We start from the raw sequence: 26,522 nt of genomic DNA, 5'->3' as shown, positions 1-26,522 counted from the left end.
TCGCCATGCTTCCGTCGATTTTCTGTTACGGAGAGACTGCGCGTGACCGCCACCGCGTTCTGTTCCACGCTGCCGTGTACAGGGGATTGCATGCACCAACGCTACGAAGGACCGCCCAACGCTGCGTCCGGCGAGGACTACGCCAGGCAGCTGCATAACGGCTTTGCCGCCCTGCGCTTCGATCCGCCGCTGGAGCTGGCCTATCGCCGCTACACCGCCTCGACCATGGGTTTCGCGCAGCGCGTGGCGGCCTCGCTCGGGGTGCTGATCGCGCTGCTGCTGCTGGCGTGGGATGCGTGGCATTTCGGCTGGTCGGGGAACACCGCACTGGTCGGCTATGCGGTGGCGGTGCGCGCGGCCACGTTGCTGGCGCTGTTGTGGGTGGCGGTGGCGATCCACCGCGCGTATGCGCACGGACCGGGCCGCGCGGCGCTGCTGCTGTTGGTCGGCGGCACCGGGCTGGTGCTGTCGAGCATCGGCTATCCGCCGCAGGAACTGCGCTATGCCGCGGCGGTGATGACCTTGGTGATCGTCGCCGGCTTCTTTCCGCTGGGCCTGGCGCTGTGGCAGAGCGTGGCGGTGGCGCTGACCCTGTGCGCGATCAGCGCCGCGGCTGCGCACCTACTGCTGGACGGCAGCGCGCAGGCCGGCTACCTGCGGCTGCAATGGCTGCTGTGGGCGGCGGTGCCGATCGGCGCGGTCGGCGGCTATCTGCGCGAGCATTCGCGCCGCGAAGGCTTCCTGCAGCGCCGGGTGCGCGACGACGAGGCCTTGCGCGACGCGCTGACCGGTCTGGGCGATCGCCGCCGCTTCGACGAGCACCTGGCGGTGGCGCTGGCCGAAACCCGGCGCCTGCAGCACGGACTGGCGTTGATCCTGGTCGAACTGGATGGGTTTGCCGCTTTCGCGCAGCGCTACGGTCCGCGCCAGGCCGACCGCGCCGTGGTGGACGTGGCCGAGGTGCTGCAATGCCTGCTGCGGCCGATGGACGCGACCATGCGTATCGACGCCGACCGCTTCGCGCTGGTGCTGTACGACGCCAGCGGCGCGCACCTGCGCCAGGTGGCGCCGGCGCTGCGCGACATGGTCGAACTGATGGCGATCGCGCATGCCGACATGGCCTCCGAACAGCTCGGCGTCAGCGTCGGCGCGCTGCTCGCCGCGCCCGCCGACACCGCCGCCACGCTGCTGCAACGCGCCGAAGCGCTGTTGCAGCGCGCGCGCATCGGCGGCGGCAACCAGGTGGTGCTGGCCGAGCAGACCGGCTGGTAACACTGTCGCGGTTGACGCTGGCCAGGCGCACATTGCGCTGCCGAGCGTACGCCCGCCTGTGCGCAGGCCGTCGCGGTGCCACGGACACGGCAACCCGCAGGGCCGCTCCTGCGCGCCACCGGCGCTACGTCATCGCCGGCGCGTGGGCATCCGTTACACGTCCTCTCTCTTGCTTGCCGCAGGCGCGCGCAAGCGCGGCGCGGCCTGCTCGGGGATCCGATCGCACGCCCTGGGTATTCCAACGCTAACCGCTGCGCGCGCGCCGGACCTACGGCGCCTTGGACGGCACGAACGGGGAGACCGGGTCGCTGGCCGGGAAGGTCTCCTCCAGCGCTTCGTCCTGGTTGGCGTCGGTGTGGTGCTTGTGTGCGTATTCGGCGCCGGCCGGGTCCGGCGCGGTGTCGGGCGCTGGCCGGTCCGCGCCGCTGCGCGGCTCGTGTTCGACGATGGTGTCGGGGCGGTCGCCGGCGCCGCGGTCCTCGCGGTCCTGGCCGTCGCGCTTGCCGCGCTGTTCGCCGGGGACCGGGTCGCTGCGGCGCAGCGGGTCGGTGGGTGTGGACATGGCCGATTCCTCCTGTGGGATAGGGCAACCTCGCACCAGTGCAGCGCGATGCCGGTGAAGCCGCTGCGAATCGCAGTACCTCCACGCGATTGTCACGAACGGCTAACGGCTAACGGCTAACGGCTAACGGCTAACGGCACCGGCGCTACTGCTGCGCATCCACCGCCGATGCCGCCCGGAGGCTGCGCCATGCGCCCCAGCGACCGCCCCCAATGCCCGCCTGGACCCGTTGCCGGCGCCCGCACGGCGCAAGGAGGCGCATTGATGGCGCGCCCGATCTGGACCGGCACCCTGTCCTTCGGCCTGCTCAACGTGCCGGTGGCGCTGATGTCCGGCGAACGCCGCGTCGATCTGCACTTCCGCATGCTCGACGCGCGCGACAAGCGTCCGATCCGCTTCGAGCGGGTCAACGCCGACACCGGCGAAGAGGTGCCGTGGCAGGACATCGTCAAAGCCTACGAGTACAGCAAGGGCAACTCCGTGGTGGTCGCGCAGCAGGACCTCGCCTCGGCCGCGCCGGAAAGCCACTTCATGTCGCTGCTGCAGAACAGCCTGGACGCCAAGCGCCGCACCCCGGCCAGGAAAGCGGAGGCGTCGATGCCGGTGCGCAAGACCGCGAAGAAGCCGGGCAGGAAGGCGGCGAAGAAGTCGGCCACGCCCGCCGCGAAATCCGCCGCCAAGGCCACGCCGGCGCAAGCGGCCGCGCGCAAGCCACCGGCGCGGCGCAAGGCGGGGTAGGGCGCGATGACGCTGCGCGAGGACGCCCGCAAGCGCCGCCTCGACGCGACCCCGGAGCCGGCCGACGACAGCGTCGCGGCGCCGTCGCGGCGGCCGATCTTCGTGGTGCAGCTGCACCACGCCAGTTCGCGCCACTACGATCAGAAGCACAACAATCGCGCACTCGGCCCGCACGTGCATGCGATCGCGCTGCGACAGAAGAGTGGCAGCGAGGATTCCCTGTACATCGACGATCTCGCCGGCCTGCTGGAACTGGTGCAGATGAACACCCTGGAGCTGCATCCCTGGGGCGCCACCGTGGACGATCCCGAGCATCCGGACCGGCTGGTGTTCGACCTGGACCCGGGCGAGGGCGTGCGCTGGACCCGGATCAAGGCCGCCGCGCGCGCGATCCGCACCCGCCTGCGCGAGACCGGACTGGAAAGCTTCGTGCGCCTGTCCGGCGGCAAGGGGGTGCACGTGGTGGTGCCGATCGTGCCCGACGCGGACTGGGAGCAGGCGCGCGATTTCTGCGAAGCCTTCGCCCAGGCGCTGGCCGCGTCGGCGCCGGAGCGCTACGTGGCCACGATGAGCAAGGCCAAGCGCAATGGGGTGATCTTCGTCGACCGGCTGCGCAACGGCCGCGGCAATACCAGCGTGTGTTCTTGGTCGCTGCGCGCACGCACGCCACCGTGGCGGTGCCGCTGCGCTGGGAGGAGCTGGCGCGGATCGCCTCGCCGCAGGCGTTCCCGCTGGCCAAGGCACTGCGCCGCGCCGCGCGCCTGCGCGAACATCCGTGGAAGGAAATGCAGACGCTGCAGCAGCGGCTGCCCGGGGGCTGAGCCGGCGGCCGCGGAGTGCGGTTCTGCGGTCGCTTTTTCTGGCCTCGGTGACGCATGGCGCCTTGATCCAGCCGCCGGCGCCCGGTCAGCGTCATCGCCACCCGCAGCTCCTTTTCGACCAGGGTCGGCAGGTTCTCCACGCGGCCTGGTCGGCCGCGGCCAGCGCATACACGAAGGCGCGGCCGGGCAGCACCGCGTCGGCGATCGCCGGCAGCGCGCGCGCTGGACAGCACGCGGTCGAACTGGCGCCCGCGATCTTGGAGACGCCGGTGCCGTCGGCGCCGAAGCGCACCGCATCGTGCGCATCGTCGGGGTCGAGGATGCATCGGCGTCGCCTCACCAGACGAACGGCAGCAGCCGCCAGCTGTGCGCGGCGTACTCCGGGTACTCGCGCGGGAACGCCTGGGTCAGCGCCGCTTCCTCCACGCGGATGCGGCGCAGGAACGCCCAGATCACCGGCAGCACGATCGCCAGCAGCGCCAGCACGTCGCCCAGGCCGATCGCCAGCCCGTAGAACGCCAGCAGCGCGCCGGTGTAGGACGGATGGCGCAGGTAGCGATACGGCCCATGGCGGATCAGCCGGTGGCCGTCCTGGATGGTCACATCCACCGTGAACCAGCGCGCCAGCACCCGGATCGCCCACAGCCGCAGCGCCAGGCCGCCGGCCAGCAGCGCACAGCCCAGCCAGCGCGCCGGTTCCTGCAGCGCCGGCGCATAGCGCCACACGCCGACGAAGGCCAGCAGCACGCCCACCGCCACCGCCGCGTACAGCACGCGCCACAGCAGCTGCAGTGTGCCCTGGTCGCGCGCGCCGCCATCGGCCGCGCGGCGGCGGTGGCTGAGCAGCAGCTCGTAGCCGCCCCAGCACACGCCCAGCAGCATGAACAGCAGATCGGGATGTCGCAGGGTCAGGGGCATCGTCGTTTCCTCGTGAGGAGCCGTGTTCGGTGTACGCCATCGCGCTGCAGGCCGGGTGAACGCGTCGCCGCGGCAGCGATGGCATGGCGCCAGTGTGGCCGCAGCGCTGCGGCCGGACAGCGGCCGCTGGTCATCGATCCGACCTGCCGGAAGTCACTTTCTGCATCCGCCCCATTGCCGCGGCCGTGCCGCGCGGTCAGCATCCGCCGCATGCATCGCTTCCTGCACGATCAGATCGAACTCAAGCGCCTGGCCGGGCTGGTCACCGTGGCGACCGTGCTGTGGTCGTTCCAGCTGCAGCCGCAGGCGCCGGCGGCCTGGCGCTGGACCGCGGTGGGGCTGTTCGTGCTGCCGATGCTGGGCCACCGCTACCTGCCGTCGCCGCGCCTGCGCGCTGCCGCGCTGTGGCTGCAGGCGGCCGCGGCGCTGGTCCTGGTGTGGCTGGAGCCGCGCACCGGCACCGCGCCGGTGCTGCTGGTGGTGGTGGTGGCGCAGGTGGCGTTGCTGTGGGAGCCACGCCGGGTGCTGGCGCTGGCGATCCTGGCCAACCTGGGCACGTTCCTGCTGCTGTCCACGGCCGGGTTCAAGCGCGCGTTGCTGACCACCCTGATCTACGCCGGTTTCCACGCCTTCGCCGCGCTGACCGCGCACTACGCACGCACCACCGAACTCGCCCGCGAAGCGCTGGCCCGGGTCAACGCCGACCTGCTGGCCACGCGCGCGCTGCTGGCCGACAGCGCGCGCGATGCCGAACGCCTGCGGCTGGCGCGCGAACTGCACGACGTGGCCGGGCACACGCTGACCGCGATGCGGATCAACCTGCGCCTGCTGCTGGCCGATCCGGACCTGGCGCGGCGCGAGGAACTCGGTGTGGTCGAGCGCCTGTCCGCCGAACTGCTGGCCGATCTGCGCAACGTGGTGCAGTCGCTGCGCGAGGACCGCGGCCTGGATCTGGAGACCGCGCTGCGCGCGCTGGCCGCGCCGTTCCCGCGGCCGCAATTGCGCCTGCAGATCGCGCCGGACGTGCGCATCACCGATCCGCAACTGGCCGAGACCCTGCTGCGGCTGGTGCAGGAAGCGCTGACCAATGCCGCGCGGCATGCCGATGCCGATGAGGTGCGGGTGCGCCTGCGCCACGAGGATGCGCAGCTGCGCGTGGACATCGAGGACGACGGCCGCCGTGCCGAGCGTATCCAGGAAGGCAACGGCATCGCCGGCATGCGCGAGCGCCTGGCCGCGCTGCGCGGCCGGCTCGATCTGGGCCGCACGCCGTTGGGCGGCATGCAGCTGACCGCGCGGCTGCCGCTGTGAGCGCCTTGCGCATCGCCCTGGCCGACGACCAGATCCTGGTGCGCGCCGGCCTGCGCGCGCTGCTGCAGGCCCAGGGCATCGCCGTGGCCTGCGAGGCCGACGACGGCGAAGCGCTGCTGGCCGCGCTGGCGGCCACGCCGGTGGACGTGGTGCTCAGCGACATCCGCATGCCCGGCCTGGACGGCATCCAGGCGCTGCAACAGCTGCGCGCGCGCGGCGACGCCACCCCGGTGCTGCTGCTGACCACCTTCGACGACGCCGACCTGCTGCTGCGCGCCGCCGACGCCGGCGCGCAGGGCTTCCTGCTCAAGGACGCCGCACCCGAAGACCTGCGCGATGCGATCGTGCGCGTGGCCGCGGGCGAGACCCTGCTGCAGCCGGTCAGCACCGATCCGGTCCGCGCGCGCTACCGCTACCGCGACGAGGACGCGCCGCGCGACACCTTCAACGAACGCGAGGTGGCGATCCTGCGCCTGCTCGCCGGCGGCTACTCGAACAAGGAAATCGCACGCAGCCTGTTCCTGGCCGAAGGCACGGTGAAGAACTACGTCTCCACGATCCTGGACAAGCTCGGCACCCGCGACCGCACCCGCGCGGTGCTCAAGGCGATCACGCTGCGGATCATCTGAGCGCGCTTGCCCTCGCGCCGCCGAGCGTGCGGCTTGCCGCAGCGCGACAGGCACACGCCAGCCGCGGCGACGCCCGCATGCGCTCCTGCGGGACGCTGCAATGCACCGCAGGAGCGCCCGCTGCCCGGGCGCTTATTCGGGCGGCAGCTTGGAGATCGCGATGCCGATGATCAGCGGTTGGTCGGAGGTGGTGGTGCCGGTGAAGCTGCGTCCGGATTCGCTCAGGTCCCACCCCGCCTTCTCGATGCCGCCCTCGGCCTCGAAGGTGAACGGCCCGATGCGCAGCCCGGTCGAGGCGCTGAACTTCTCGGAGAACTTGCTGAAGGCCGCCTTGCTGGTGGTGATGGTGAAGGTCGGCTTGTAGCCCACGTACATGCCGGTCTTGAGCAGGCCGAAGAAACCCTTCTCGCCGAACACGGCCTGGGTACCGTCGTCGCCGAACGCGCTGTAGCCCTTCACGAACGGGCCGTTGCGCTTGCTGCGCACGAACGGGCCGTTGTACCAGTCGCTGGGCTGGATCTGGATCAGGTCCAGCGCCTCGAATTCCACCGAGACGTTGAGTTCGTTGTCGGTCTCGAACTCGTCGATGCGCTGCCACTTGCCGGCCACGCGCACCTCCCAGAAGAATTGGCGGATCTTGGCCGAGCCGCCGGCCCAGGTCTTGCTGTAGTCGTAGGCCGCGTCGCGGTTGTTGAAGCCCATGGTGGCGCCGGCCGGGCCCTGGCCGGCCTGCACCGCGTCGATCCACTCGCTGGCGTTCTGCGCCACCGACCAGTTCGGGACCAGCGGGAACTTGGACAGCGCCGGGTCGTTGAGCTTGGCGTAGAAGTCGTGATTGTTCATCTGCTTCTGCGCATCGCCCAGACCCGGCGTATTGGCCTGCGCGACCAGGGCGTTGTAGGTGACCTGCGCCTGGTCCATCTTGACCTGCGTGCTGCTGATCTTGGTCTGCCAACCGGCGCCGGCCGGCGAACCCAGCCATTTGGTGAAGGTCGGGTCGTTGTCGGCGACATCGTCCTGGTAGACCGAACGCGCCTGGTTGTAGGCGATGGTGTAGCCGTTGCTGGCGGTGGTCAGCGCGTCGTCGGCCAGCTTGATCTGCTGGCGCAGCGCGGCGTCGTCGGTGGCCGCCGGGATCACGTTGAGGAATTCCTGGTAGGCCTGGTTGAACCGGTCGCCGCTGGAGACATAGGCGCCGACCGCGCTCCATTGCGGCGAAGTCGAGCAGAAGTCGTACTGCGCGGTGCCGATGAAGCCCGGCTGCTGCACCGGCCAGGCCCAGGTGGTGAACGGATAGACCATCTGGAAGGTCTCCGGGCTGGACCCGATGGCTTCGGTCAGCGCGCGGTACAGCAGGCCCCAGGGCTTCTGGTCGTAGTCCACGGCCTGCAGCGCGGCGACGTCGGACTGGCGGCGTTGCGCGGCGGTTTGGCGGAACAGCGACACCGGGGAATCGTGCTCCTCGGTGGCCAGGGTGTCGGCAGCATTGTCGGTACGGGTGAGCATGGGTGCGTCTCGGTGGACCGCGACAGCCGCCGCGGCAGGTGCCTGGGGCCGCCGGCATTGCGGCGGTGGCGTCCGGTCGGCACAGGTCCGGACGGCGCCCACCGTGCCGCGCCGCGCGTCGTCGTCGCCTTACCGCAACCTGCCGGAGTGCAAGTGCATGCGCTGGATAGGTTTTTTGGCCGGCGCTGGCGGCGCTGGCGGCGTCCGTACCGACGCGCCGCACGGGCGCCGGCGTGCGTCGGCGGCAACCGTAAGCTGGCCGTCAGGCCCGCGCGGCGGCTTGCCGGCAGGGTGTCGCGGCGGCCCAGCGTGCCGCCCGGAGACCGCATCGCGCGCTCCGGTCCCCTGACAGGAATACGGCCATGACACTGTTGCGTACCTCCGCCTTGCTGGCGCTGCTGATGCTGTTTGCGGCGTGCAGCGCCCCCGCCCCGCGGCCCGCGCCATCGGCGCCGCCACAGGCGCTGCTGAAGGACTCGGACGTTTCCGAGACCGATGTGATCGCGCGCGCGCTGCTGGAGGGCTGTCAGCTGATCCCGTACGACGGCAAGCGCCAGACTTGCGTGGACAACAATGCGGGCCTGCACGGCGCGACTGCCTGCGACGCGCTGGCGTGCCAGAAGGCGGCGGGCATCGACGCCAACCGCCTGCGCCTGGCGGCGTGGCAGAACTGCGTGGACCGGCGCACGCTGATCAACGGCGCGTTCGGCAGCACGGTCAAGGACCTGGAGGCCTTCAAGCGCAGCCCGGGCTACAAGGGCTGGGGGCAAAAGGGCAAGAACGCGATGGCCACGCTGATCAAGAAGATCAACGACGGCCAGCCCGGGCACGCGATCGCGCTGAAGAACGCGAAGAGCACCTTGAGCGAATGCAAGAAGATCGTGGGCTGAGCGCCCGCCCCTGGCGGGCGCGACCCGCCAGGGGCGATGCCCGCCGCGCGGCTACGCCAGCGGCGTGATCTCCGGATCGTTGCCGACCTGCGGGTCGCAACTGAACAACTGCTCGCGCTTGTCGTCGTACACCAGCACCGAGAAGAAGATCAGCGTCTGCACGGTGTTGAGGTTGAGCACCTCGGCACTGCGCCCGTCCTTGGCGATGGTGGTGCTCTGGATCTGCCCGCGTGCATCGGAGTTGAGCACGGCCCTGATCTTGAGGTGCGGCGAGACCTCCTTGTCCAGGCGATAGATCAGGGTGACCGGGGTCTGCCCCTCGCCGACGGTGATCACGTCCGGCGAGAAGCTGTAGAAATAGCGCCCGCGTCCGGCGTTGCCGCCGAAGACCACGTGCGCCGCGGTGAGGGTGATTTCGACGATTGCTGTCATGACGGGGTCTTTTCCTTGGGTGGCGGGGCATACAGAGCGACGAAGCCCGGGTGGCGGTAGCCCGCCTGGTACAGCCATCCGAGCGCTTGCAACACGGCCTGGCGTTGGCCCAGATGGACCTGCGCGCGAATCCATGGATCGAGCAGCGTTTTGTCGCGCGTGCCGTCGATGCGCGTGCCGAGCAACTGTACCGCGCGCTGCCATTCGGCGCGTGCATCGGCCTGGGCGCCGGCGGTGGCCAGGCGCTCGCCGCGCCAGATGCGCGCGTGCGCCAGCGCCGACAGGCCGAGCAGGTCGTCCGGCATGGCGCGGTGCAAGGCCTCCAGGTGCGCCACGATGCGCGCGCTGCGTTCCCGCTCCTCGCGCTCGGGCAACGGCTGGTTCTGCGCGATGCGCAGCGCGATGAGCGCGTCCAGCCATCGCCATTCCGGTAGCGGCTGCGCCTGCAGCAACGGCGCCAGCGTGCGCCGTGCCTGCAACAACTGCCGCACTGCCGGTTCGCGCTGTCCGCGCAATGCCGCCACCCAGCCGGCCTGGGCCTGGGCGTGCGCCAGATCGCGGCGCCAGGCGCGGTTGTCCGGCTGCTTGGCCACCAGTGCCGACAGCATCGCCGTGCTGAGCCGCGCGTCGGCTTCGGCATTGCCCAGGTGGCCGCGCGCCAGCGCCAGGTTGGACGTGCGCAGCAGCGAGGTGGCCCAGCGCCTGCGCCACGCGTCGGCATCCGGTTCGTGCTGCACCAACGCGCGCAGCATCGCGATCTGGTCCCGGTAGCCGTGTTCGGCCGCCTCCAGCGCGCCGTAGGATTCCTGCGCCGAACTCAGCCACGACAGGCTATCGATCAGTTCGTAGCGCACCGCGGCGTTGCCGGGGGCCAGCGCCAGGACCTGCCGCTTCAGCGCGACCGAGCGCGCGAACAGCGCGATCGCCGCATCGTGCCGGCCTTCGCTGCGGGCCAGGCTGCCGAGGTTGTTGAGCGCGTAGGAGACTTCGAGCCGCCAACGCGGCTCTTGCGGCGCGCGGCGCGCCAGCTGTTCGGAGATCGACAGGTACGCCGACCAGTGCCGGCGCGCCAGTGCCGGGCGTTTCTGCTGGTAGGCCAGGTAACCCAGCCAGTAGGCGGTCAGCCCGGTCTCGGCCAGCGCGTCCAGCGCTGCCGGCGCGTCGCGACGGGCCTGGCCGGCGGCGGCGGCCGAGCGTGCGAACGCGGCCTGCGCCTGCGCCAGGTTGCCCTGGTTGGCGAGGACTTCGCCGGTGGTGCGCAGCGCGCGCGCGTGGTTGAGCAATTCGGCCGGCCGCATGCTGGCGCTGGGCAGCCGCTCCAGATAGGCCAGCGCGCGGCTGCCGACGCTGTCGAGCAGCTTCAGGTTGCCGGTGGTGCGCAACTGCTCGGCCAGATCGCCGAGCATGTAGCCGACCAGCTGCTGCGCTTCGTTGCGGCGCTGCTCGGCGGCCCGCTGCGCTTGCCGCGCCTGCCAGCCGAGCAGCATCGAGGCGCTCGCCAGCACCGCGAGCATGCCGCCGGCGCTTGCGTACAGCCAGCGGCGCCGGTGGCGCAGGCGTTCGCTGGCGCGCAGGAAGGCGTGGTCGGTGGCGTCGAGATCGTGCGCCAGACGCTTGGCCGCCTCGCGCGCCTCGCTCAGCGGCCGCCCGCTGTTGAGCAGGTGATCGGCGCGCCGGCCTTCGGCGGCCCAGCGCTGTGCGGCCTGCTGCAGACGGTTGCGCGCCTGCAGCAGGCGCCGGTTCTCGTGGATCCATTCCGCCGCGCGCGGCCACTGCCGCAGCAACGCTTCGTGGGCGACGGCGAAGCCGGGCCCGCCGGCGGCCAGCGCGCTGACGAACAAGCGCGCCTGCACGAAGGCCGCGGCCATGCCGCGTGCCGCCGGCTCGGCCTGCAGCGCCGACCACAGCACGCGGCGCGAGGTCACCGCGGCGCTGTCCGGATGGATCACGCACAGCCGCGCCAGCACGCTGCCCAGCGCTGCCTGCGCCGGTTCCGGCAGGGCGCGAAAGACCTGTTCGGCATGGTGCGCCAAGGCGCCCTCCAGGCCGCCGAGCGCGTGATACGCCGCGAACGTGAGCATGCCTTCGGCGGTGCGGCGCTCGTGCAGCGCATGCAGCGTGTGCTGCAGCAACGGCAGCGCGTCGGGCTGGCGCGCGGTGGCATCGCGCAGCACGTCGTCCAGGCGGCTGGCGCTGTCGCGGTCCTCCTGGAACCGCAGCCCGGCCATGGCCGCCGGAATGCGGATGATCTGGCCGATCTCGCCGGCGCGCGGCGCCAGCAGGTCGACGTGGCCATCGCCGCGCTTGAGTTCGGAAACGCCGGGCAGCGATTCGATCAGCCGCGGGTAGAAGTCGCTGCGGGTCAGCACCAGCACGGCCACCTGGGGCGCGGTGCACAACGCGCGCAGCGCGGCGTCCAGCGCGGCGCGGTCGGCATCGCCGATGTCCGGCGAGGCCACCACGCTCTCGGCATGGTCGATCACCAGCAGCAGATGGCGCTCGGCCGCTGCGCCGCTGCGCGCCGCCGGGCAGCGCAGCAGGGCTTCGGCGATGGCCGCGTGCAACGGCGGCGGCTGCTGCAGCCAGGTCGGCAGCGAGGCCATCTGCGCCGCGGAAAACACCGCGCGCGTGCCGGGCGTCCACTGCGCCAGCGCTTGCGCGAGCACCCCCAGCACGTCGCCGCCGTGGCACACGGCCAGGTTGCAGTAGGCCACCGCCAGCGCTTCCAGCCCGTCCAGCCCGCCCGGCTGGGACAACAGCGGCACCACGCCGGCGCGCAGCAGCGAGGTCTTGCCGCAGCCGCTGGCCCCGGACACCAGCACCAGCCCGCGCCGGCTCTGCAACTGCGCGCGCAGCGAGCCCATGATCTGGGCGATGGCATGGCTGCGGCCGAAGAACACCTCGGCATGCGCCGGATCGAACGGCTGCAGGCCGACATAGGGATTGCCGTGCCCCCAGTGCCGCGCGCCGGGCAGCGCGCCGCGGTAGTCGTCGGGAAAGCTCACCTTCGGCAGCAGCCGGTAGCCGCGCTTGCGGATGGTCTCGATGTAGCGCGGCTGGCGGCTGTCCTCGCCCAGGCGCCGGCGCAGCTGCGCGATGGTCTTGTGCACCGGGTTGTCGCCGTAGAAGCCGCCGTGCCAGACCTCGATCAGCAACTGCTCGGCGCTGACCACCTCGCCGGCGCGTTCGGCCAGCGCGACCAGCACCTCCATCATCCGCGGTTCCAGCGCGATCTCCGCGCCCGCATCGATCAGCACCAGCCGCTCCGGCTCCACCAGCAGCGGCCCGAGACGGAACCGCGGCACGGAGCCGAGCTGGGTCATCCGCTCGCTTCGCTGCGACATCGATGGGCCTCGGTCCGCGCCGTACAGGCCATGCCCGCAGGATGGCGGACACGGTGTCCACCAGGCCCCCCTGCTGTCGCCAGGCGCGCATCGACGACGGACGATGATGTTCCATCGCCGCGTGCGGTTTCATCGACTGCATCCAGCTTCGCGGGCCGGGACGTAGACAAAGTGGGCGCGCCCGGCGCCGGCAGGGCCGGCCCCGGGGCGCGAGGCGTTTCCATACGTGTGCGTGTGCAGGCCGCGCCGCTTCATCAACCGCGCCGCAGACATTAAGATGCCGCGGGGCATCTTGCCGAAAGGACACCACGTTGATCATCCACCCGAAAGTTCGCGGTTTCATCTGCACCACCACGCATCCGCTCGGCTGCGAGCGCAACGTGCTCGAGCAGATCGAGGCCACGCGCGCGCGCGGCGTGCGCAGCGACGGGCCGAAGAAGGTGCTGGTGATCGGCGCCTCCAGCGGCTACGGCCTGGCCTCGCGGATCACTGCCGCGTTCGGCTTCGGCGCCGACACGCTGGGCGTGTTCTTCGAAAAGCCGGGCAGCGACAAGAAGGCCGGCACCGCCGGCTGGTACAACTCCGCCGCGTTCGACAAATTCGCCAAGGCGCAGGGCCTGTACAGCAAGTCGATCAACGGCGACGCGTTCTCCGACGAAGCGCGCGCGCAGGTGATCGCGCTGGTCAGGACCGAGATGGGCGGCCAGGTCGATCTGGTGGTGTATTCGCTGGCCTCGCCGGTGCGCAAGCTGCCCGGCAGCGGCGAAGTGAAGCGCTCGGCGCTCAAGCCGATCGGCCAGACCTACACCGCCACCGCGATCGACACCAACAAGGACGCGATCATCGAGGCCTCGATCGAGCCGGCCACCGAACAGGAGATCGCCGACACCGTCACCGTGATGGGCGGCCAGGACTGGGAACTGTGGATCGACGCGCTCGAAGGCGCTGGCGTGCTCGCGCCGGGCGCGCGCAGCGTGGCCTTCAGCTACATCGGCACCGAGATCACCTGGCCGATCTACTGGCACGGCGCGCTGGGCAAGGCCAAGGTGGACCTGGACCAGACCGCGCAGCGCCTGCACGCGCGCCTGCAGCAACGCGGCGGCAGCGCCAACGTGGCGGTGCTCAAGTCGGTGGTGACCCAGGCCAGCGCGGCGATCCCGGTGATGCCGCTGTACATCTCCATGGTCTACAAGATCATGAAGGAGAAGGGCCTGCACGAAGGCACCATCGACCAGCTCGACCGCCTGTTCCGCGAGCGCCTGTACCGCGCCGACGGCCAGCCGGCGGCCACCGACGAGCAGAACCGCCTGCGCCTGGACGACTGGGAACTGCGCCACGACGTGCAGGACGCATGCAAGGCGCTATGGCCGCAGGTCACCACCGAGAACCTGTTCCAGCTCACCGACTACGCCGGCTACAAGCACGAGTTCCTCAAGCTGTTCGGCTTCGAGCGCCAGGACGTGGATTACGACGCCGAGGTCGATCCGGAGGCGACCTTCGATTGCATCGAGCTGTAGCAACGCCGGGATTGGGGATGGCGGGATTGGGCATGCGGCCGGCAGCGATGCCGGCCGTTTTGCGTTTTGGCTTTCCGCGTCGCGACCGACGTCGCTCCCACAGTGGAAGCCTGCGCAGTATCCGCGGCGGCCGGCGCTCTTTGTGGGAGCGACGTCGGTCGCGACGCGGGAAACCGAGGCAGCCACTGTGCCGGCAGCGCGGGAAGGTTCGCACCAATGCTTACATGCAACCGCCCGGTGCCGAATGCTTGAGGCGGACTCGCGAGCGAAGCCATTCCTGGAGGGCGCCGTCCCTGGAGGAGCAACTTCAGCCGCGACCGGGCGTTGCCGGTAACGCCTGTCGCGGCTGAAGCCGCTCCCACGAGATCGCGCCGACCTGTGGACAGTCGAAAAATGCCCCGGTGCCGGTGCCGGTGCCGGTGCCGGTGCCGCTACGGCGCATTGCCGCCGAACGTGTGCGTGTACTGCAGGTACAGGCTGCGGCCCACGGTGTCGAACCAGGACACGTCGTAGTACGGATACGCCGTGTAGGTGCGGTCGCGCGGCGGCATCTTGTCGAACAGGTTGGTCACCGCCAGCGACAGCTGCGCATGGTCGCCGATGCGGTATTGCAGCGAGGCGTTGTAGCGGTAGGTGGCGCCGATCCACGGGCTGTCGCCGCTGTCCGGGTCGTAGACCTGGTCGTAGGAATCGGAACTGGGCAGGCGGCCCAGGCGCTCGCCGTGCAGCGTCGCCGACCAGGCCTTGCGTTCCCACGACACGCTGGCGCTGGCCTTGCTGCGCGGGATGTCGTAGCCGCTGTTGACCGCGAATTCGTCCACCATCGCTTCGCCGGCGTAGACCTGGATGTCGTGGCGGCGCACCCAGGTGTAGCTGCCGCTGAAGCGGAAGGTGCCGATCGCGGTGTCCAGCCGGTAGTGGGTGCTGAGGTCGATGCCGCTGGTGCTTTCGCGGGCGATGTTGATCGGGTTGACGTAGACCCCGTACAGGTCGCCGTCGGCGCTGCGGGTGACCCGCGCCAGCGCCTGCTGGCAGGTGGTCGAGGCCGCATCCAGGTTGCCGAGCCGGCATTCGGATTCGTCGCGCAGCACCTGGTCCACGCGCAGGTCCTGCACCTGGTTGCGCATGTCGATGTCGAAGTAGTCCACCGACACGTCCAGCTCCGGGCGCGGCGACCAGACGAAGCCGGCGGTCCACGAGGTGCTGGTCTCCGGATCCAGGTCGCGGTTGCCGCTGCGGCCGCGGATGATCGCCTCGTCGTTGTAGCTGCAGTCCTCGATCGCCACCCCGGCCTCTTCGCTGGCGCAGCGGTAGTAGTCCACCCCGGAGGTCTCGTCGTTGCCGGCGCCGGCGTAGACGTAGTGCAGGTCCGGCGCGCGGAACGCGGTGCCGTAGGAGCCGCGCAGCAGCAGGGTGTCCAGCGGTCGCCATTCCAGCCCGCCGCTGTAGGTGAACTTGCCCAGGGTGCGGCCGGAGAAGCGGTACTGGTCGTAGCGCCCGGCCAGGCTCAGCGCCAGCGTCGACAGCACCGGCAGGCGCAGCTCGCTGGCCAGCGCCCAGCGGTTGCGGCTGCCATGGCCGTCGGAATCCTTCCAGCTGTAGTAGTAATACTGGGTGGCCAGCGGATCCGGGCGCAGGTCGTAGCCCTGGTTGCCGAATTCGGCGGTGGCCGACAGCCCCGCGTCGCCGCCGGGCAGCGCGAACAGGCTGGGGTTGGTCACGGTGAAGGCGGCGGTGTCGGTACGCGAGCGCGGCTGGTAGACGCTGCGCTGGGCGATGCTGTCGTATTCGTCGCGGCTCAGCGGCGTGTACAGGCGCTGCGGGTCGGCGTTGAAGATCGGCAGGCCGGAATCGTCGTCCACGCCCAGCTGCGGGCCGAGGAACAGCGCGTTGGCGCGCTCGGCAACGATCTGCGGCCAGCTGATCGTGGCCTGGTACTGCGAATAGCTGAGGCTGGCCTCGTAGTCCCAGTCCGTGGCCAGCTTGCCCTTGAAGCCGGTGGTCAGGCTGAAGGTCTTCTGCCGGGTGCGGATGGTGCCGGCGTTGAGCCCGCCCATTTCCTCGGGACTGAACTGGCGGCCCCAGGCCTCGATCTGGTCGCTGGCCTGGTTGTAGAAATAGCCTTCCTCGTTGCCGTCGGCGGCCATGTAGCCCCACTGGGTCACGTCGCGGAACAGCGACAGTTCGTGGTAGCCGAGTTGCAGGTCGGCGAACCACTCGGTGCCGCCGTCGAAGGCGTAGCGCAGCGAGGCGTAGGCGTTGATGCCGCGGCGCTTGTTGCCGATGGTGCCGTAGCCGATGGATGCGCTGCTGCCGCAGAATTCGCCGTAGCCCGGGCGCGAGGCGTAGCCGGTGCTGCCGCGGTTGAGCCCGGACACCGCCGCGCAGGTCGCCGCGCCCGGATCCAGGTAGTTGTCGTCGTAGTCGGTGCGCAGGAAGGTGCGGCGCGGCACCTGCGAGCGCAGCGTGGGGCCGTCCAGGCTGCTGTCCTGGCGGCTGCGCTGGTAGGCCCACAGGGGATTCTGGGTCACCGCTTCGGCGCCGAACACGGCATCGAACGCGCCGCGCGAGAAACCGCTGCTGACGCTCAGGTTGAAGCTGTCGTCGCCGCCGCCGCTGGTGTCGCCGAAGCGATAGTCCAGGGTGGTGCCGTCGGCGTGCTTCTTGAGGATGAAGTTGACCACGCCGGAGATCGCGTCTGAGCCGTAGATCGCCGAGGCGCTGCCGGTCAGGATCTCGATGCGGTCGATCATGCCCAGCGGGATGTTGGAGATGTCGGTGAAGTTGCTGCGGCCCTTGAACGGCATCGGGAAGTCGGCGATGCGGCGGCCGTTGACCAGCACCAGGGTGTGGTTGGGACCGAGCCCGCGCAGGTCCACCTGCTGCGCGCCGGGCGAGAAGTCGGCGCCGCTGGCCGACTGCGGACTCTGCGTCTCGCCGCCGTTCTGGGTCATCGCGCGCAGCACGTCCGGCACCGAGGTGAAGCCGTTGGCCTTGATCTGTTCGGCGCTGATCACGCTGATCGGCGCCGGCCCTTCCAGCTGTGCGCGTGGAATGCGCGAGCCGGTGACCTGCAGCGTCTGCAGTTCGGCGACCGGTGCGCCGGGCGCGGCGGCGGGCAGCGCGGCGCGCACCGGCTGCGCCCGCGGCGGTGCCGGGGCCGGGTCCTGGCGTCGCACCAGCCACGCGCCGGAGGCGTCGCGCTGGGCGACGAAGCCGCTGCCGTGCAGCACGCGTTGCAGCGCCTGCGCGGTGTCCAGCCGGCCGTGCGCGCCAGGGCTGCGCGCGCCGTCGAGCTGATCGGCGCGGTAGATCAGCTGCGCGCCGGATTGCCGCGCCAGCGCCTCCAGCGCCGCGCGCAGCGGGCCGGCGGGAATGTTCAGCTGGCTGCCGGCGGTCTGGCCGTCGGCAGCGGGTTGCGCCTGCGCCGCGCAGGCGCTCGCACAGGCCATGCTCAGCAGCAGGGCACGCATCGGATATCGCATCGAGTTTTCTCCCCTGACACAGGCGCAAGGCCACGCCCCCGTTAGACAGGACGAACGATGTGCGCAAATCCCCCCTGCCGCGATGCACGCCCGCGCATTGAAGCGCTCAGCGGCTGTGCAACAGCACCTGGTCGCCGTGGCGCTCGGCGCGGATCGGGAAGCCCTGCTCGAGCAGGCGCACGAACGCTTCGGTATTGGACCAGCGGAAATTGCCGCCCACGCGCAGCGCGCCGGCGCCGGCATCGGCCACCTGCAGCTTGACCGTGTTGTAGCGGTTGAACTCGGCCACCGCGGCCTGCAGCGGGGTGTCGTCGAAGCTCAGGTAGCCGTTGCGCCAGTCCAGCGCGCGTTCGGCCTCGGCCAGCGCGACGCGGCGTACCAGCACCCCGTGCGGGCCGGCCAGGGCGATGCTGCCGGCCGGCAGCAGGGTCGGTGGCGCCTTTGGATGCGCCGCCGATTCCAGCCGCACCGTGCCCTCGGTGACCACCACGCGCAGCGCGTCGGCATCGCGGCGCACCGCGAAGCGCGTGCCGACCGCCACGACCTGGCGCGCGCCGCTGGCGACCACGAACGGACGCGCCGGGTCCTTGCTCACTTCGAAGAACGCCTCGCCGCGCTGCAGGTCGATATGCCGCTGCGCGCGCGACAGTGCCACGTCGATCCGGCTGTCGCTGCTCAACGTGGCGTGCGAGCCGTCGGCCAACGCCAGCGGGCGCAGGCTGCCGGTGGCGCTGGCGTAGGCGACCGCCGGCGGCGCCGCGGAGTGGCGCCAGCCCAGGCCGAGCGCGGCGCCGAGCAGCAGCGTCGCGGCCAGCGCCAGCGGCCAGCGCCGTCGCGCACGCGCGGGCGGGCGTGGCGCGAAGCGCAGCTGGCCGAGGTCGGTCGGTGCTTCGGGTGAGGCCGCTGCCGATGCGCTGTCGCTCGCCGCGCTGTCGTTACCCGCCAGCCCGCGCCAGCTGCCGCGCGGCGGAATGTGGCCGTCGCGCTGGCCCGCGCCCAGCGCCTGCAGCCGCCCGCTTTCCTGCCACGCCGCCTGCAGGCGCACGAACGCAACCCGGTGCGCGGTGGCCGCCGCCAACCACGCTTCCAGCCGCGCCTGCTGCTGCGGCGACCAGTCGTCGCGGTCGCGCCGCGCCAGCCATGCCGCCGCGCGCAGCTCAATCCGCCTGCTGTCCATCCTGCGCCCGTGCCCGCCGCGGCGCCGCGGGCGCACGCGCGCCGTCGTCGCCATGAAAATGATCGGCCAGCAGGCGCATGCCCTTGGCCACGTGCTTTTCCACGGTCTTCTCGCTGATGCCCAGACGCACGGCCACCTCCTTTTGCGACAGTTCCTCGACCCGCCGCAGCCAGATCACGCTGCGGGCAGCGGTCGGGCAGGCGGTCGAAGGCGGCCGCCAGCCGTCCCAGTACCTGCCGCCCGCCGCACCAGCGTTCCGGCGACAGCTCGTCTACCAGGACGTGCAGCGACTCCAAATCACCCACTGCCTCGATCGACACCACCCGGCTGCGGCGCAGCCGGTCGCTCATCAGGTGCCGCGCGGTGGCGAACAGGAACGACTTGGGCAGGCTCGGCCGCGCCTTGCCGGCGGCCTCGTAGACGCGCACGTAGATCTCCTGGCGCAGGTCGTGCCATTCGTCGCGCTGCGGCCAGCAGCGCCGCAGGTAACCGCTCAGCGCCTGCTCGTGGACGAGGATCTCGTGGACGAACCAATCGTCGAGGGAGGCGGGCATGCATCCCACATTAGCCGATCGTCCGCCCGCGTGGCAGCGCCCGCGCACCGCTGCGAACCGGTACAACGGCATGGGGGGAAACCGCGCCGCCGTTCGTCCCCTGTCTGCAACGAACCGCCCGTCCGGTTCCCGTCCGCCCCTCGAGGAGATCCGCATGACCCGTTCCGTCGGCACGTTCCGGCCCTGGCTGGTGGCACTGCTGGGCCTGTGCCTGGCCGCGCCCGCCGCCGCCCGCGATTACCGCCAGTACCTGGTCGGCGACCCGGCCCTGGCTACGCCCGGCCCGGTCGCGCCGGGGCTGCTGCTGATGGGCGGCGGCGACCGCAACTACGACGCGCTGCGCTGGTTCATGGCCAAGGCCGGGCACGGCCACGTGGTGGTGCTGCGCGCCTCGCAGGGCAACGAGGTGGCCGAGGAGTTCTATCGCGACGTCGGCGGCGTGGCCTCGGTGGAGACCTTCGTGTTCAGCGGCCGCGGCGCGTCCAGCGATCCGGCGCTGCTGCGCAGCCTGGCCCGCGCCGACGGCATCTTCATCGCCGGCGGCGACCAGTCGCGCTACGTGCGCGACTGGAAAGGCACGCCGGTGGCGGCGGCGCTGGACGCGCACGTGCGCGCCGGCAAGCCGCTCGGCGGCACCAGCGCCGGTCTGGCGATGCTCGGCGAGTACCTGTACGGGTCGATGGACGGCGGCAGCCTGACCAGCGCGCCGGCGCTGGCCGATCCGCTGGGGCCGGCCACCACCATCGAGACCGACTTCCTGCACCTGGACCTGCTCAAGCGCGTCATCACCGACACCCACTTCAAGGAACGCGACCGGCTCGGCCGGCTGTTCGCGTTCCGCGCCAAGGCGGCGACGCTGGCCCCGGCCGGGCAGCCGCTGATCGGCCTGGGCGTGGACGAGAGCGCCGCCTTGGCGGTGGAAGGCGACGGCAGCGCGCGGGTCTATGCCACCGATCCGCAGGCAGGCGCCACCGTGGTCGCCGGCCCGCTGCAGCCGCCCACGCCGCCCGGGCAGCCGCTGCAGGCCGCGCGCATCGAGACCGTTGGCGTCGGCCCCGGCTCCACCCTGCACCTGCCCGACGGCCGGGTCGATGCGCCGGTGTTCCACCGCTACTACGCGGTGCGCGATGGGCAGATGCGCGAGATTCCCGCCACCACCCTGGTGATCCACGGCGGTGCCGGGGTCGAGCGCACCAGCAGCAGCGCCGCCGACCTGGCCGAGGCGCGCGCGGCGATGGAAACGGCCTTGCGCACCGGGCAGGCATTGCTGACGCAGGGCAAGCCGGCGGTGGACGCGGTCGCCGCGGCGATCGCGGTGCTGGAGGATTCGCCGCAGTTCAACGCCGGCAAGGGCGCGGTGTTCACCCACGACGGCCGCAACGAACTGGACGCGGCGATCATGGACGGCGCCAGCGGCAAGGCCGGCGCGGTGGCCGGGGTGCACCGGGTGAAGAATCCGATCCAGCTGGCGCGCGCGGTGATGGACCAGTCCGAGCACGTGATGCTGGTCGGCGACGGCGCGGAGGTGTTCGCGCGCCAGCACGGGGTGACCCTGGTCGATCCGTCCTACTTCCGCACCGACAAGCGCTGGAAGCAGCTGCAGCAGGCGCTGCAGGAAGAGGCGAACAAGCAGGCGCACGCCGACCTGGAGACCGCCAGGCACTTCGGCACGGTCGGCGCGCTGGCGCTGGACACGCAGGGCCGGCTGGCCGCGGGCACCTCCACCGGCGGCATGACCAACAAGCGCTACGGCCGCGTCGGCGACTCGCCGATCATCGGCGCCGGCACCTATGCCGACAGCCGCTGCGCGGTGTCCGGCACCGGCTGGGGCGAGTACTACATCCGCGCGGTGGCGGCCTACGACATCTGCGCGCGGGTCAAGTACGCCGGGCAGAGCCTGGCGCAGGCGGCCGAGGCGGTGATCGACCGGCAGATTCCCAAGGCCGGCGGCGACGGCGGCGCGATCGCGCTGGGCGCCGACGGCAGCGTCGCCTTCCCGTTCAACACCGAGGGCATGTACCGCGGCTGGATCGGCGCCGACGGCGTGCCGCACGTGGCGATCTTCAAGGACGAGGCGCTGCCGCTGCCGGGGGCGCTGTAACCCATGTGTCGGCCGGCTGGCGAGCGCCAGCCGGTCCCTGCATTCCGGGCAAGGCCCGTCGCGACTCCCACAGTGGGCATGGCCGACACGGCGGCGACTGCGACGCTCCTTGTGGGACTTCAGTCGCGACGCGGGGAACCCTCAATCCAGGCAGTTCCTGCCGCCATCGCCAACCTGACCCGCTGGCCCACCCCCAGATCCAATGGCACATGCCCACCCCGCGCAAACCGCGTAGCGTGCGCGGCTGCCCCGCCACCGTGTCCCTGTCAGGAGTTCCACCCCCATGTCGCGTACTGTCGTTCTGGCCGCCGCCATCAGCCTGGCGCTAGCCGCCTGTTCCGGTAAGGAGTCCACCCCCGTGCCTGCTGCCCCCGCTGCTTCGCAGTCCCCCGCACCCGCCGCCGCCAATCCGCTGTTGAGCGCCAGCACGCTGCCGTTCCAGGCGCCGCCGTTCGACAAGATCAAGGACGCCGACTACCTGCCCGCCTTCGAAGAGGGCATGAAGCAGCACCTGGCCGAGATCCGCAGGATCGCCGACAACGCCGAGCCGGCCAGCTTCGCCAACACCATCGAGGCGATGGAGCGCAGCGGCGAGACCCTGAACCGGGTCAGCCGCATCTTCTTCGGCCTGGTCCAGGCCGACACCAACGACGCGCGGCAGAAGATCCAGGAAGCGGTGGCGCCGAAGCTGGCCGAGCACCAGGACGAGATCAGCCTGGATCCGAAGCTGTTCGCGCGGATCACGTCGCTCTACGATCAGCGCGACACGCTGAACCTGGAGCCGGAGCAGAAGCGCCTGCTCGAGCGCGACTACGAAGAGTTCGTGCGCGCCGGCGCGCAGCTGTCCGATGCCGACAAGGCCACGCTGCGCAAGCTCAACGTCGAGGAAACCACGCTGGCCACCCAGTTCCACACCAAGCTGGTCGCGGCCACCGCCGCCGGCGCGGTGGTGGTGGACGACAAGGCCAGGCTCGACGGCCTGTCCGAAGGCGACATCGCCTCGGCCGCGCAGGACGCCGCGGCGCGCAAGCTCGACGGCAAGTACCTGCTCGCGCTGCAGAACACCACCCAGCAGCCGGTGCTGGCCTCGCTGAAGGACCGCGCGCTGCGCACTCAGGTGATGGCCGCCTCGCAGTCGCGCGCCGAGAAGGGCGACGCCAACGACACCCGCCAGACCATCCAGCGCCTGGCCCAGCTGCGCGCGCAGAAGGCCAGGCTGCTCGGCTTCGACAGCTACGCCGCCTACAGCCTGGGCGACCAGATGGCCAAGACCCCGGCCGCGGCGCTGAAGCTGCTCACCGACACCGTGCCGGCGGCCACCGCCAAGGCGCGCAGCGAAGTCGCCGAGATGCAGAAGGTGATCGACGCGCAGAAGGGCGGCTTCAAGCTCGCCGCGTCGGATTGGGACTTCTACGCCGAGCAGGTGCGCAAGGCCAAGTACGACCTGGACGCCTCGCAGATCAAGCCGTACTTCGAGCTGGACAACGTGCTCAAGAACGGCGTGTTCTACGCCGCCACCGAGCTGTACGGCATCACCTTCAAGGAACGCACCGACATTCCGACCTACAACCCGGACATGAAGGTGTACGAAGTGTTCGACCAGGACGGCACCTCGATGGCGCTGTTCTACACCGACTACTACAAGCGCGACAGCAAGTCCGGCGGCGCGTGGATGGACGTGTTCGTCGAGCAGGACGGCCTCACCGGCGCCAAGCCGGTGGTCTACAACGTCTGCAACTTCACCAAGCCCGCGCCCGGCCAGCCGGCGCTGCTCAGCTTCGACGACGTCACCACCCTGTTCCACGAGTTCGGCCACGCGCTGCACGGCATGTTCTCCAAGGTGAAATACCCGTCGATCGCCGGCACCGCGACCTCGCGCGACTTCGTCGAGTTCCCGTCGCAGTTCAACGAGCACTGGGCCTCGGATCCGAAGGTGTTCGCGCACTACGCCAAGCACTACCAGACCGGCGAAGCGATGCCGGCCGAGTTGGTGGAGAAGATCAAGAAGGCGCGCACCTTCAACCAGGGCTATGCGACCACCGAGTACCTGTCGGCGGCGCTGCTCGACCTGGCCTGGCACACCCAGCCGGCCGACGCGCCGCTGCAGGACGTGGACACGTTCGAAGCCGAGGCGCTGAAGAAGTTCAAGGTGGACCTGGCCGAAGTGCCGCCGCGCTACCGCACCACCTATTTCGACCACATCTGGGGCGGCGGCTACTCGGCCGGCTACTACGCCTACTTCTGGTCGGAAGTGCTCGACGACGACGCATTCGAATGGTTCAAGGAGAACGGCGGCCTGTCGCGCAAGAACGGCGACGTCTTCCGCGCCAAGATCCTCTCGCGCGGCAACAGCGTCGACCTGGCCACCCTGTACCGCGATTTCCGCGGCAAGGACCCCAGCGTCGAACCGCTGCTGGAGAACCGCGGGTTGAAGTGAACCCGACGCAGCGGCGCGTCCCTCGGGGCGTGCGCGGCGCCTGAAACGCGACGGGGCGGCCACGGCCGCCCCGTCGCGTTTCAGGCGCCGGTGCACGCCGGCTGTCCGCGTCCTCCTATCCCGGGGACGCCTGCAGGTGTTCGACGAACCACGCCGCGGCCGCCTGGCTGGACGCGGCGAACTGCTCCACGTACGGCGCGAAGTGGCCGCCGTCGAGCATGACCAGCCGCTTGGGATGCAGTGCCTGCGCATAGGCCTGCAACTGGAAGTCGGTGCCGGAGATGTAGTCGTGGCGGGCCACGATCAGCAGCAGCGGGGTCGGGCTGACCGCCGCGGCGAACGCCGCCGGCTCGTAGCCGCGGCTCCATTCCACCGAGCGCAGCGTGGTCCAGTTGCGCCAGTTGGGCGCGATCGCCGCCGCCGCGTCGAAGAACGCCTGCGCGTCCTCGCTCGGGAACAGCGCGTCGGCCGCCCCGACCACCGGCCGCCGCGCGCGATCGCCGCCGCGCAGCACCGCCAGGCGGTCGGCCGCGAACGCGGCCTGCAACGCCTCGCCGCGCTCGTAGCTGCCGCGACGCAGTCCGTTGCGGTAGCCGGCCAGTCCCGGCACCTGCGCCACCACGGCCTTGACCCGGCGGTCGGTGGCCGCCACCTGCAGCGCGTGCGCGCCGCTGTAGCTGGTGCCCCACAACCCGATCCGCGCCGGATCGATGCCCGCGCACGCGGCGGCGAAGGTGAGCGCATGGCGGCAGTCCTCGACCTGCCGCCACGGATCGATCTCCTGGCGCGGCAGGCCGTCGCTGTCGCCGAAGCCGCGCTGGTCGTAGACCAGCACCGCCAACCCGGCGTCGGCGAACACCTGCGCATAACGATCCAGATAAGCTTCCTTGACCAGCGACCAGCCGTGCGACATCACCACCACCGGCGCGGGCGCCGGGACGCCGGCCGGCCGATACAGCCAGCCGCGCAGGGCCACGCCATCGGCGTCGAACGCAACCTCTTCACGGACAACACGATGCGACATCTTCGGTTCCTCGTTCATCGCAAGCCGCGCGGCGGCGGCGGGTACCGCGCACGATGCCGCCGCGCCCGCGCAAGCCGGCATTGCGCCGGACGCAACGATGGCTGAGTCGGCGCACCTGCTGGAACGATTGCAGGCGTTCCTCGACGTGGTCGCGGCCGGCAGCTTTTCCGCCGCGGCGCGGCGGCGGCGGGTCGCGGTGTCGTCGCTGAGCCGCAGCGTCGAAGCGCTGGAGCGCGCATTGGGCAGCCAATTGCTGATCCGTTCCCCGCGCGCGCTGGCCCTGACCGAGGCCGGCCGGCTGCTGCAGGCGCGCGCCGGCCACCTGCTCGGCGAATTCGCCGGCCTGCGCGCCGAACTGGCCCTGCTGCACGGCGAGGTCGCCGGCACCTTGCGCCTGAGCTGCCTGCCCTCGTTCGGGCGCACCCAGCTGATGCCGCTGCTGGCCGAACTGTCGCAGCGGCACCCGCAGCTGCAGTTCGACCTGGACCTGGTCGAACGCTTCGACATCCCGCTGCGGCGGCGCCTGGACGCGGTGATCCGGCTCGGCACCGACCCCGCCCCGGCGGGCGCGCTGCGGCTGGCGCCGCTGCGGCGCGTGATCTGTGCCAGCCCGGCGTACCTGGACGCCGCCGGCCCGGTCGCCAGCGTGGACGCCTTGGCCACCCATGCCCTGCTGGACAAGCGCCACGACGATACCGTAGTCAGTTGGCGCAGCCTGATCGACGCGGCCATCGCCCTGCCGCGGCGGCGGCTGCGCTGCGACGACCTGGAGACGCTGCGCCTGGCCGCCCTCGACGGCCTGGGCGTGGCGTGCCTGCCGAGCTGGCTGGTGGGCGAAGACCTGCGCCAGCGCCGCCTGCGTGTGCTGTTCGACGAACCGGCGCTGCCGTCCGGCCCGGCGCAGTGGCTGTGGCTGGTGCCGAGCGAACAACCGATGCCGGCGCGACTGGCGCGGTTGGCGCAACTGCTGCGCCAGGCCATCGGCCGCCCGCCGCGCTGGGACCGCGGTTCGGGCTGAGCGGCAACGGCGCTGGCTACAGACGCCGCGTGCCGGCGCCCGCCATGCCTTTCGTCACGTGTGTGGCACCCGGCGCGGCGCGCACGGTCGGATGGACGTTCGCCGCGATGCCACCCCTTCCTTCCGGACCACAGATGCCCCGATGATCCCGACCGATTCCGTTGCCTCCCGCCTGCACCGCGCCGCGCGCTGGACACGCAAGGAACTGCTGCCGCTCGCGGTGATGCTGCTGTTGCTGACCGCCGCGCGTTCCTCCTTCGCCAATCGCTACGTGGTCCCGAGCGGCTCGATGCAGCCGACCCTGCAACCCGGCGACCGCGTCGCCGTGGACATGAGCGCCTACGGCCTGCGCGTGCCGTTCACCGAATGGCGCGTGCTCGAGCGCGGCACGCCGCAGCGCGGCGACGTGGCGGTGTTCGATTCCCCGCGCGACGGCACCCGCCTGATCAAGCGCGTGGTGGCGGTGGCCGGCGATCGGGTGGACATGCGCGATGGCCACCTGTCGATCAACGGCCAGCCGCTGCAGATCGGCAGCGACGGCGACAAGGAACTATTCGGCGATCGCATCGCCCAGCTGGACCTGGATGCCGGCGGCGGCCCGGACCTGTACGACGTGCGCGTGCCGCCCGGCAAGCTGCTGGTGGTCGGCGACCACCGCGGCAACAGCCTGGACGGCCGCTACTTCGGTTTCGTCGCCGCCGACAGCGTCTACGGCAAGGCGCTGGTGGTGGACTACCGCCGCGGCGAAGGCCTGGAGTGGTCGCGCCTGTAGTGGTCATGCGCGCG

At 71.1% G+C, this 26,522-nt stretch carries 18 protein-coding genes and 5 pseudogenes; 12 read left to right on the top strand and 11 right to left on the bottom strand.

The genetic code is table 11. The features are described 5' to 3' along the window. Positions 1 to 90: 90 nt before the first annotated feature. The gene (locus tag FZ025_RS08035; RefSeq protein WP_046980733.1) at positions 91 to 1,272 is read left to right on the top strand and encodes a GGDEF domain-containing protein; all 1,182 of its coding nucleotides are present in this window, start codon (positions 91 to 93) and stop codon (positions 1,270 to 1,272) included. A 268-nt stretch (positions 1,273 to 1,540) separates the two neighbouring features. Here FZ025_RS08035 and FZ025_RS08030 read toward each other — a convergent pair whose 3' ends face one another. Beyond that, the gene (locus FZ025_RS08030) at positions 1,541 to 1,834 is read right to left on the bottom strand and encodes a hypothetical protein (protein WP_046980734.1); all 294 of its coding nucleotides are present in this window, start codon (positions 1,832 to 1,834) and stop codon (positions 1,541 to 1,543) included. A gap of 264 nt (positions 1,835 to 2,098) precedes the next feature. On the opposite strand from FZ025_RS08030, the pseudogene FZ025_RS22290 reads away from it, so the two are divergent. Continuing rightward, positions 2,099 to 2,366, top strand: a pseudogene (locus FZ025_RS22290) (Ku protein); the annotation flags it as partial. A gap of 212 nt (positions 2,367 to 2,578) precedes the next feature. Next, positions 2,579 to 3,393, top strand: a pseudogene (ligD, locus tag FZ025_RS08020) (non-homologous end-joining DNA ligase). 80 nt (positions 3,394 to 3,473) lie between these two features. Here the strand turns inward: ligD and FZ025_RS08015 are convergent. Then, positions 3,474 to 3,715: pseudogene (locus tag FZ025_RS08015) on the bottom strand (alpha-hydroxy-acid oxidizing protein); the annotation flags it as partial. A gap of 14 nt (positions 3,716 to 3,729) precedes the next feature. Then, positions 3,730 to 4,311, bottom strand: coding sequence for a methyltransferase family protein (locus tag FZ025_RS08010; protein ID WP_046980736.1), 582 nt, complete (start codon positions 4,309 to 4,311; stop codon positions 3,730 to 3,732). 210 nt (positions 4,312 to 4,521) lie between these two features. Here FZ025_RS08010 and FZ025_RS08005 point away from each other — a divergent pair, with 210 nt between their 5' ends. Then, positions 4,522 to 5,622, top strand: a complete 1,101-nt coding sequence (locus FZ025_RS08005; RefSeq protein ID WP_046980745.1) for a sensor histidine kinase — start codon at positions 4,522 to 4,524, stop codon at positions 5,620 to 5,622. Continuing rightward, positions 5,619 to 6,251, top strand: coding sequence for a response regulator (locus tag FZ025_RS08000; protein WP_046980737.1), 633 nt, complete (start codon positions 5,619 to 5,621; stop codon positions 6,249 to 6,251). The genes FZ025_RS08005 and FZ025_RS08000 overlap by 4 nt, the downstream gene beginning before the upstream one ends. A gap of 132 nt (positions 6,252 to 6,383) precedes the next feature. Here FZ025_RS08000 and FZ025_RS07995 read toward each other — a convergent pair whose 3' ends face one another. After that, a complete protein-coding gene (locus FZ025_RS07995; protein WP_046980738.1) occupies positions 6,384 to 7,757 on the bottom strand; it encodes a hypothetical protein in 1,374 nt (457 codons plus the stop codon). A gap of 362 nt (positions 7,758 to 8,119) precedes the next feature. On the opposite strand from FZ025_RS07995, the gene FZ025_RS07990 reads away from it, so the two are divergent. Further along, a complete protein-coding gene (locus FZ025_RS07990; protein ID WP_046980739.1) occupies positions 8,120 to 8,647 on the top strand; it encodes a hypothetical protein in 528 nt (175 codons plus the stop codon). 51 nt (positions 8,648 to 8,698) lie between these two features. On the opposite strand, the gene FZ025_RS07985 is transcribed toward FZ025_RS07990, so the two are convergent. Together FZ025_RS07985 and FZ025_RS07980 are read right to left on the bottom strand one after the other, a co-directional pair. Continuing rightward, a complete protein-coding gene (locus tag FZ025_RS07985) occupies positions 8,699 to 9,079 on the bottom strand; it encodes a hypothetical protein (protein ID WP_046980740.1) in 381 nt (126 codons plus the stop codon). Then, the gene (locus FZ025_RS07980) at positions 9,076 to 12,423 is read right to left on the bottom strand and encodes an nSTAND1 domain-containing NTPase (protein ID WP_046980741.1); all 3,348 of its coding nucleotides are present in this window, start codon (positions 12,421 to 12,423) and stop codon (positions 9,076 to 9,078) included. The genes FZ025_RS07985 and FZ025_RS07980 overlap by 4 nt, the downstream gene beginning before the upstream one ends. Before the next feature lie 311 nt (positions 12,424 to 12,734). Here FZ025_RS07980 and fabV point away from each other — a divergent pair, with 311 nt between their 5' ends. Then, positions 12,735 to 13,940, top strand: coding sequence for an enoyl-ACP reductase FabV (gene fabV, locus FZ025_RS07975; RefSeq protein ID WP_046980742.1), 1,206 nt, complete (start codon positions 12,735 to 12,737; stop codon positions 13,938 to 13,940). A 431-nt stretch (positions 13,941 to 14,371) separates the two neighbouring features. Here the strand turns inward: fabV and FZ025_RS07970 are convergent, their stop codons facing one another. The 4 genes and pseudogenes from FZ025_RS07970 to FZ025_RS22280 all read right to left on the bottom strand — a co-directional run. After that, the gene (locus tag FZ025_RS07970) at positions 14,372 to 17,413 is read right to left on the bottom strand and encodes a TonB-dependent receptor (RefSeq protein ID WP_244292487.1); all 3,042 of its coding nucleotides are present in this window, start codon (positions 17,411 to 17,413) and stop codon (positions 14,372 to 14,374) included. A gap of 118 nt (positions 17,414 to 17,531) precedes the next feature. Beyond that, positions 17,532 to 18,602 carry a FecR family protein gene (locus FZ025_RS07965; RefSeq protein ID WP_104558426.1) on the bottom strand — a complete coding sequence of 357 codons (1,071 nt, stop codon included), beginning with the start codon at positions 18,600 to 18,602 and terminating at the stop codon, positions 17,532 to 17,534. Next, positions 18,583 to 18,780, bottom strand: coding sequence for a sigma factor-like helix-turn-helix DNA-binding protein (locus FZ025_RS22285; RefSeq protein ID WP_244292486.1), 198 nt, complete (start codon positions 18,778 to 18,780; stop codon positions 18,583 to 18,585). The genes FZ025_RS07965 and FZ025_RS22285 overlap by 20 nt, the downstream gene beginning before the upstream one ends. A 205-nt stretch (positions 18,781 to 18,985) precedes the next feature. Further along, positions 18,986 to 19,156, bottom strand: a pseudogene (locus tag FZ025_RS22280) (RNA polymerase sigma factor); the annotation flags it as partial. Here FZ025_RS22280 and FZ025_RS22780 point away from each other — a divergent pair. From FZ025_RS22780 to dcp, 3 genes and pseudogenes are all read left to right on the top strand, one after another. Then, positions 19,155 to 20,027: pseudogene (locus FZ025_RS22780) on the top strand (cyanophycinase); the annotation flags it as partial. The pseudogenes FZ025_RS22280 and FZ025_RS22780 sit on opposite strands and share 2 nt — an antisense overlap. 264 nt (positions 20,028 to 20,291) lie before the next feature. Beyond that, a complete protein-coding gene (locus FZ025_RS22270) occupies positions 20,292 to 21,257 on the top strand; it encodes an isoaspartyl peptidase/L-asparaginase family protein (protein ID WP_244292519.1) in 966 nt (321 codons plus the stop codon). Positions 21,258 to 21,540: 283 nt separating this feature from the next. Next, positions 21,541 to 23,694 carry a peptidyl-dipeptidase Dcp gene (dcp, locus tag FZ025_RS07950; protein ID WP_104558398.1) on the top strand — a complete coding sequence of 718 codons (2,154 nt, stop codon included), beginning with the start codon at positions 21,541 to 21,543 and terminating at the stop codon, positions 23,692 to 23,694. Positions 23,695 to 23,809: 115 nt separating this feature from the next. Here dcp and FZ025_RS07945 read toward each other — a convergent pair whose 3' ends face one another. Then, positions 23,810 to 24,718, bottom strand: coding sequence for an alpha/beta hydrolase (locus FZ025_RS07945; protein WP_104558427.1), 909 nt, complete (start codon positions 24,716 to 24,718; stop codon positions 23,810 to 23,812). 97 nt (positions 24,719 to 24,815) lie between these two features. Between FZ025_RS07945 and FZ025_RS07940 the strand changes: the two genes are divergently transcribed. Further along, complete coding sequence (locus FZ025_RS07940; RefSeq protein ID WP_104558399.1) at positions 24,816 to 25,736, top strand: LysR family transcriptional regulator; 921 nt, start codon at positions 24,816 to 24,818, stop codon at positions 25,734 to 25,736. A 142-nt stretch (positions 25,737 to 25,878) separates the two neighbouring features. Beyond that, positions 25,879 to 26,508, top strand: coding sequence for a signal peptidase I (gene lepB / locus FZ025_RS07935; protein ID WP_104558400.1), 630 nt, complete (start codon positions 25,879 to 25,881; stop codon positions 26,506 to 26,508). Positions 26,509 to 26,522 lie beyond the last annotated feature (14 nt).

Source organism: Xanthomonas hyacinthi, from assembly GCF_009769165.1.
GTDB classification, from domain to species: domain Bacteria; phylum Pseudomonadota; class Gammaproteobacteria; order Xanthomonadales; family Xanthomonadaceae; genus Xanthomonas_A; species Xanthomonas_A hyacinthi.
This window is presented reverse-complemented; position numbering and strand designations above follow the sequence as displayed.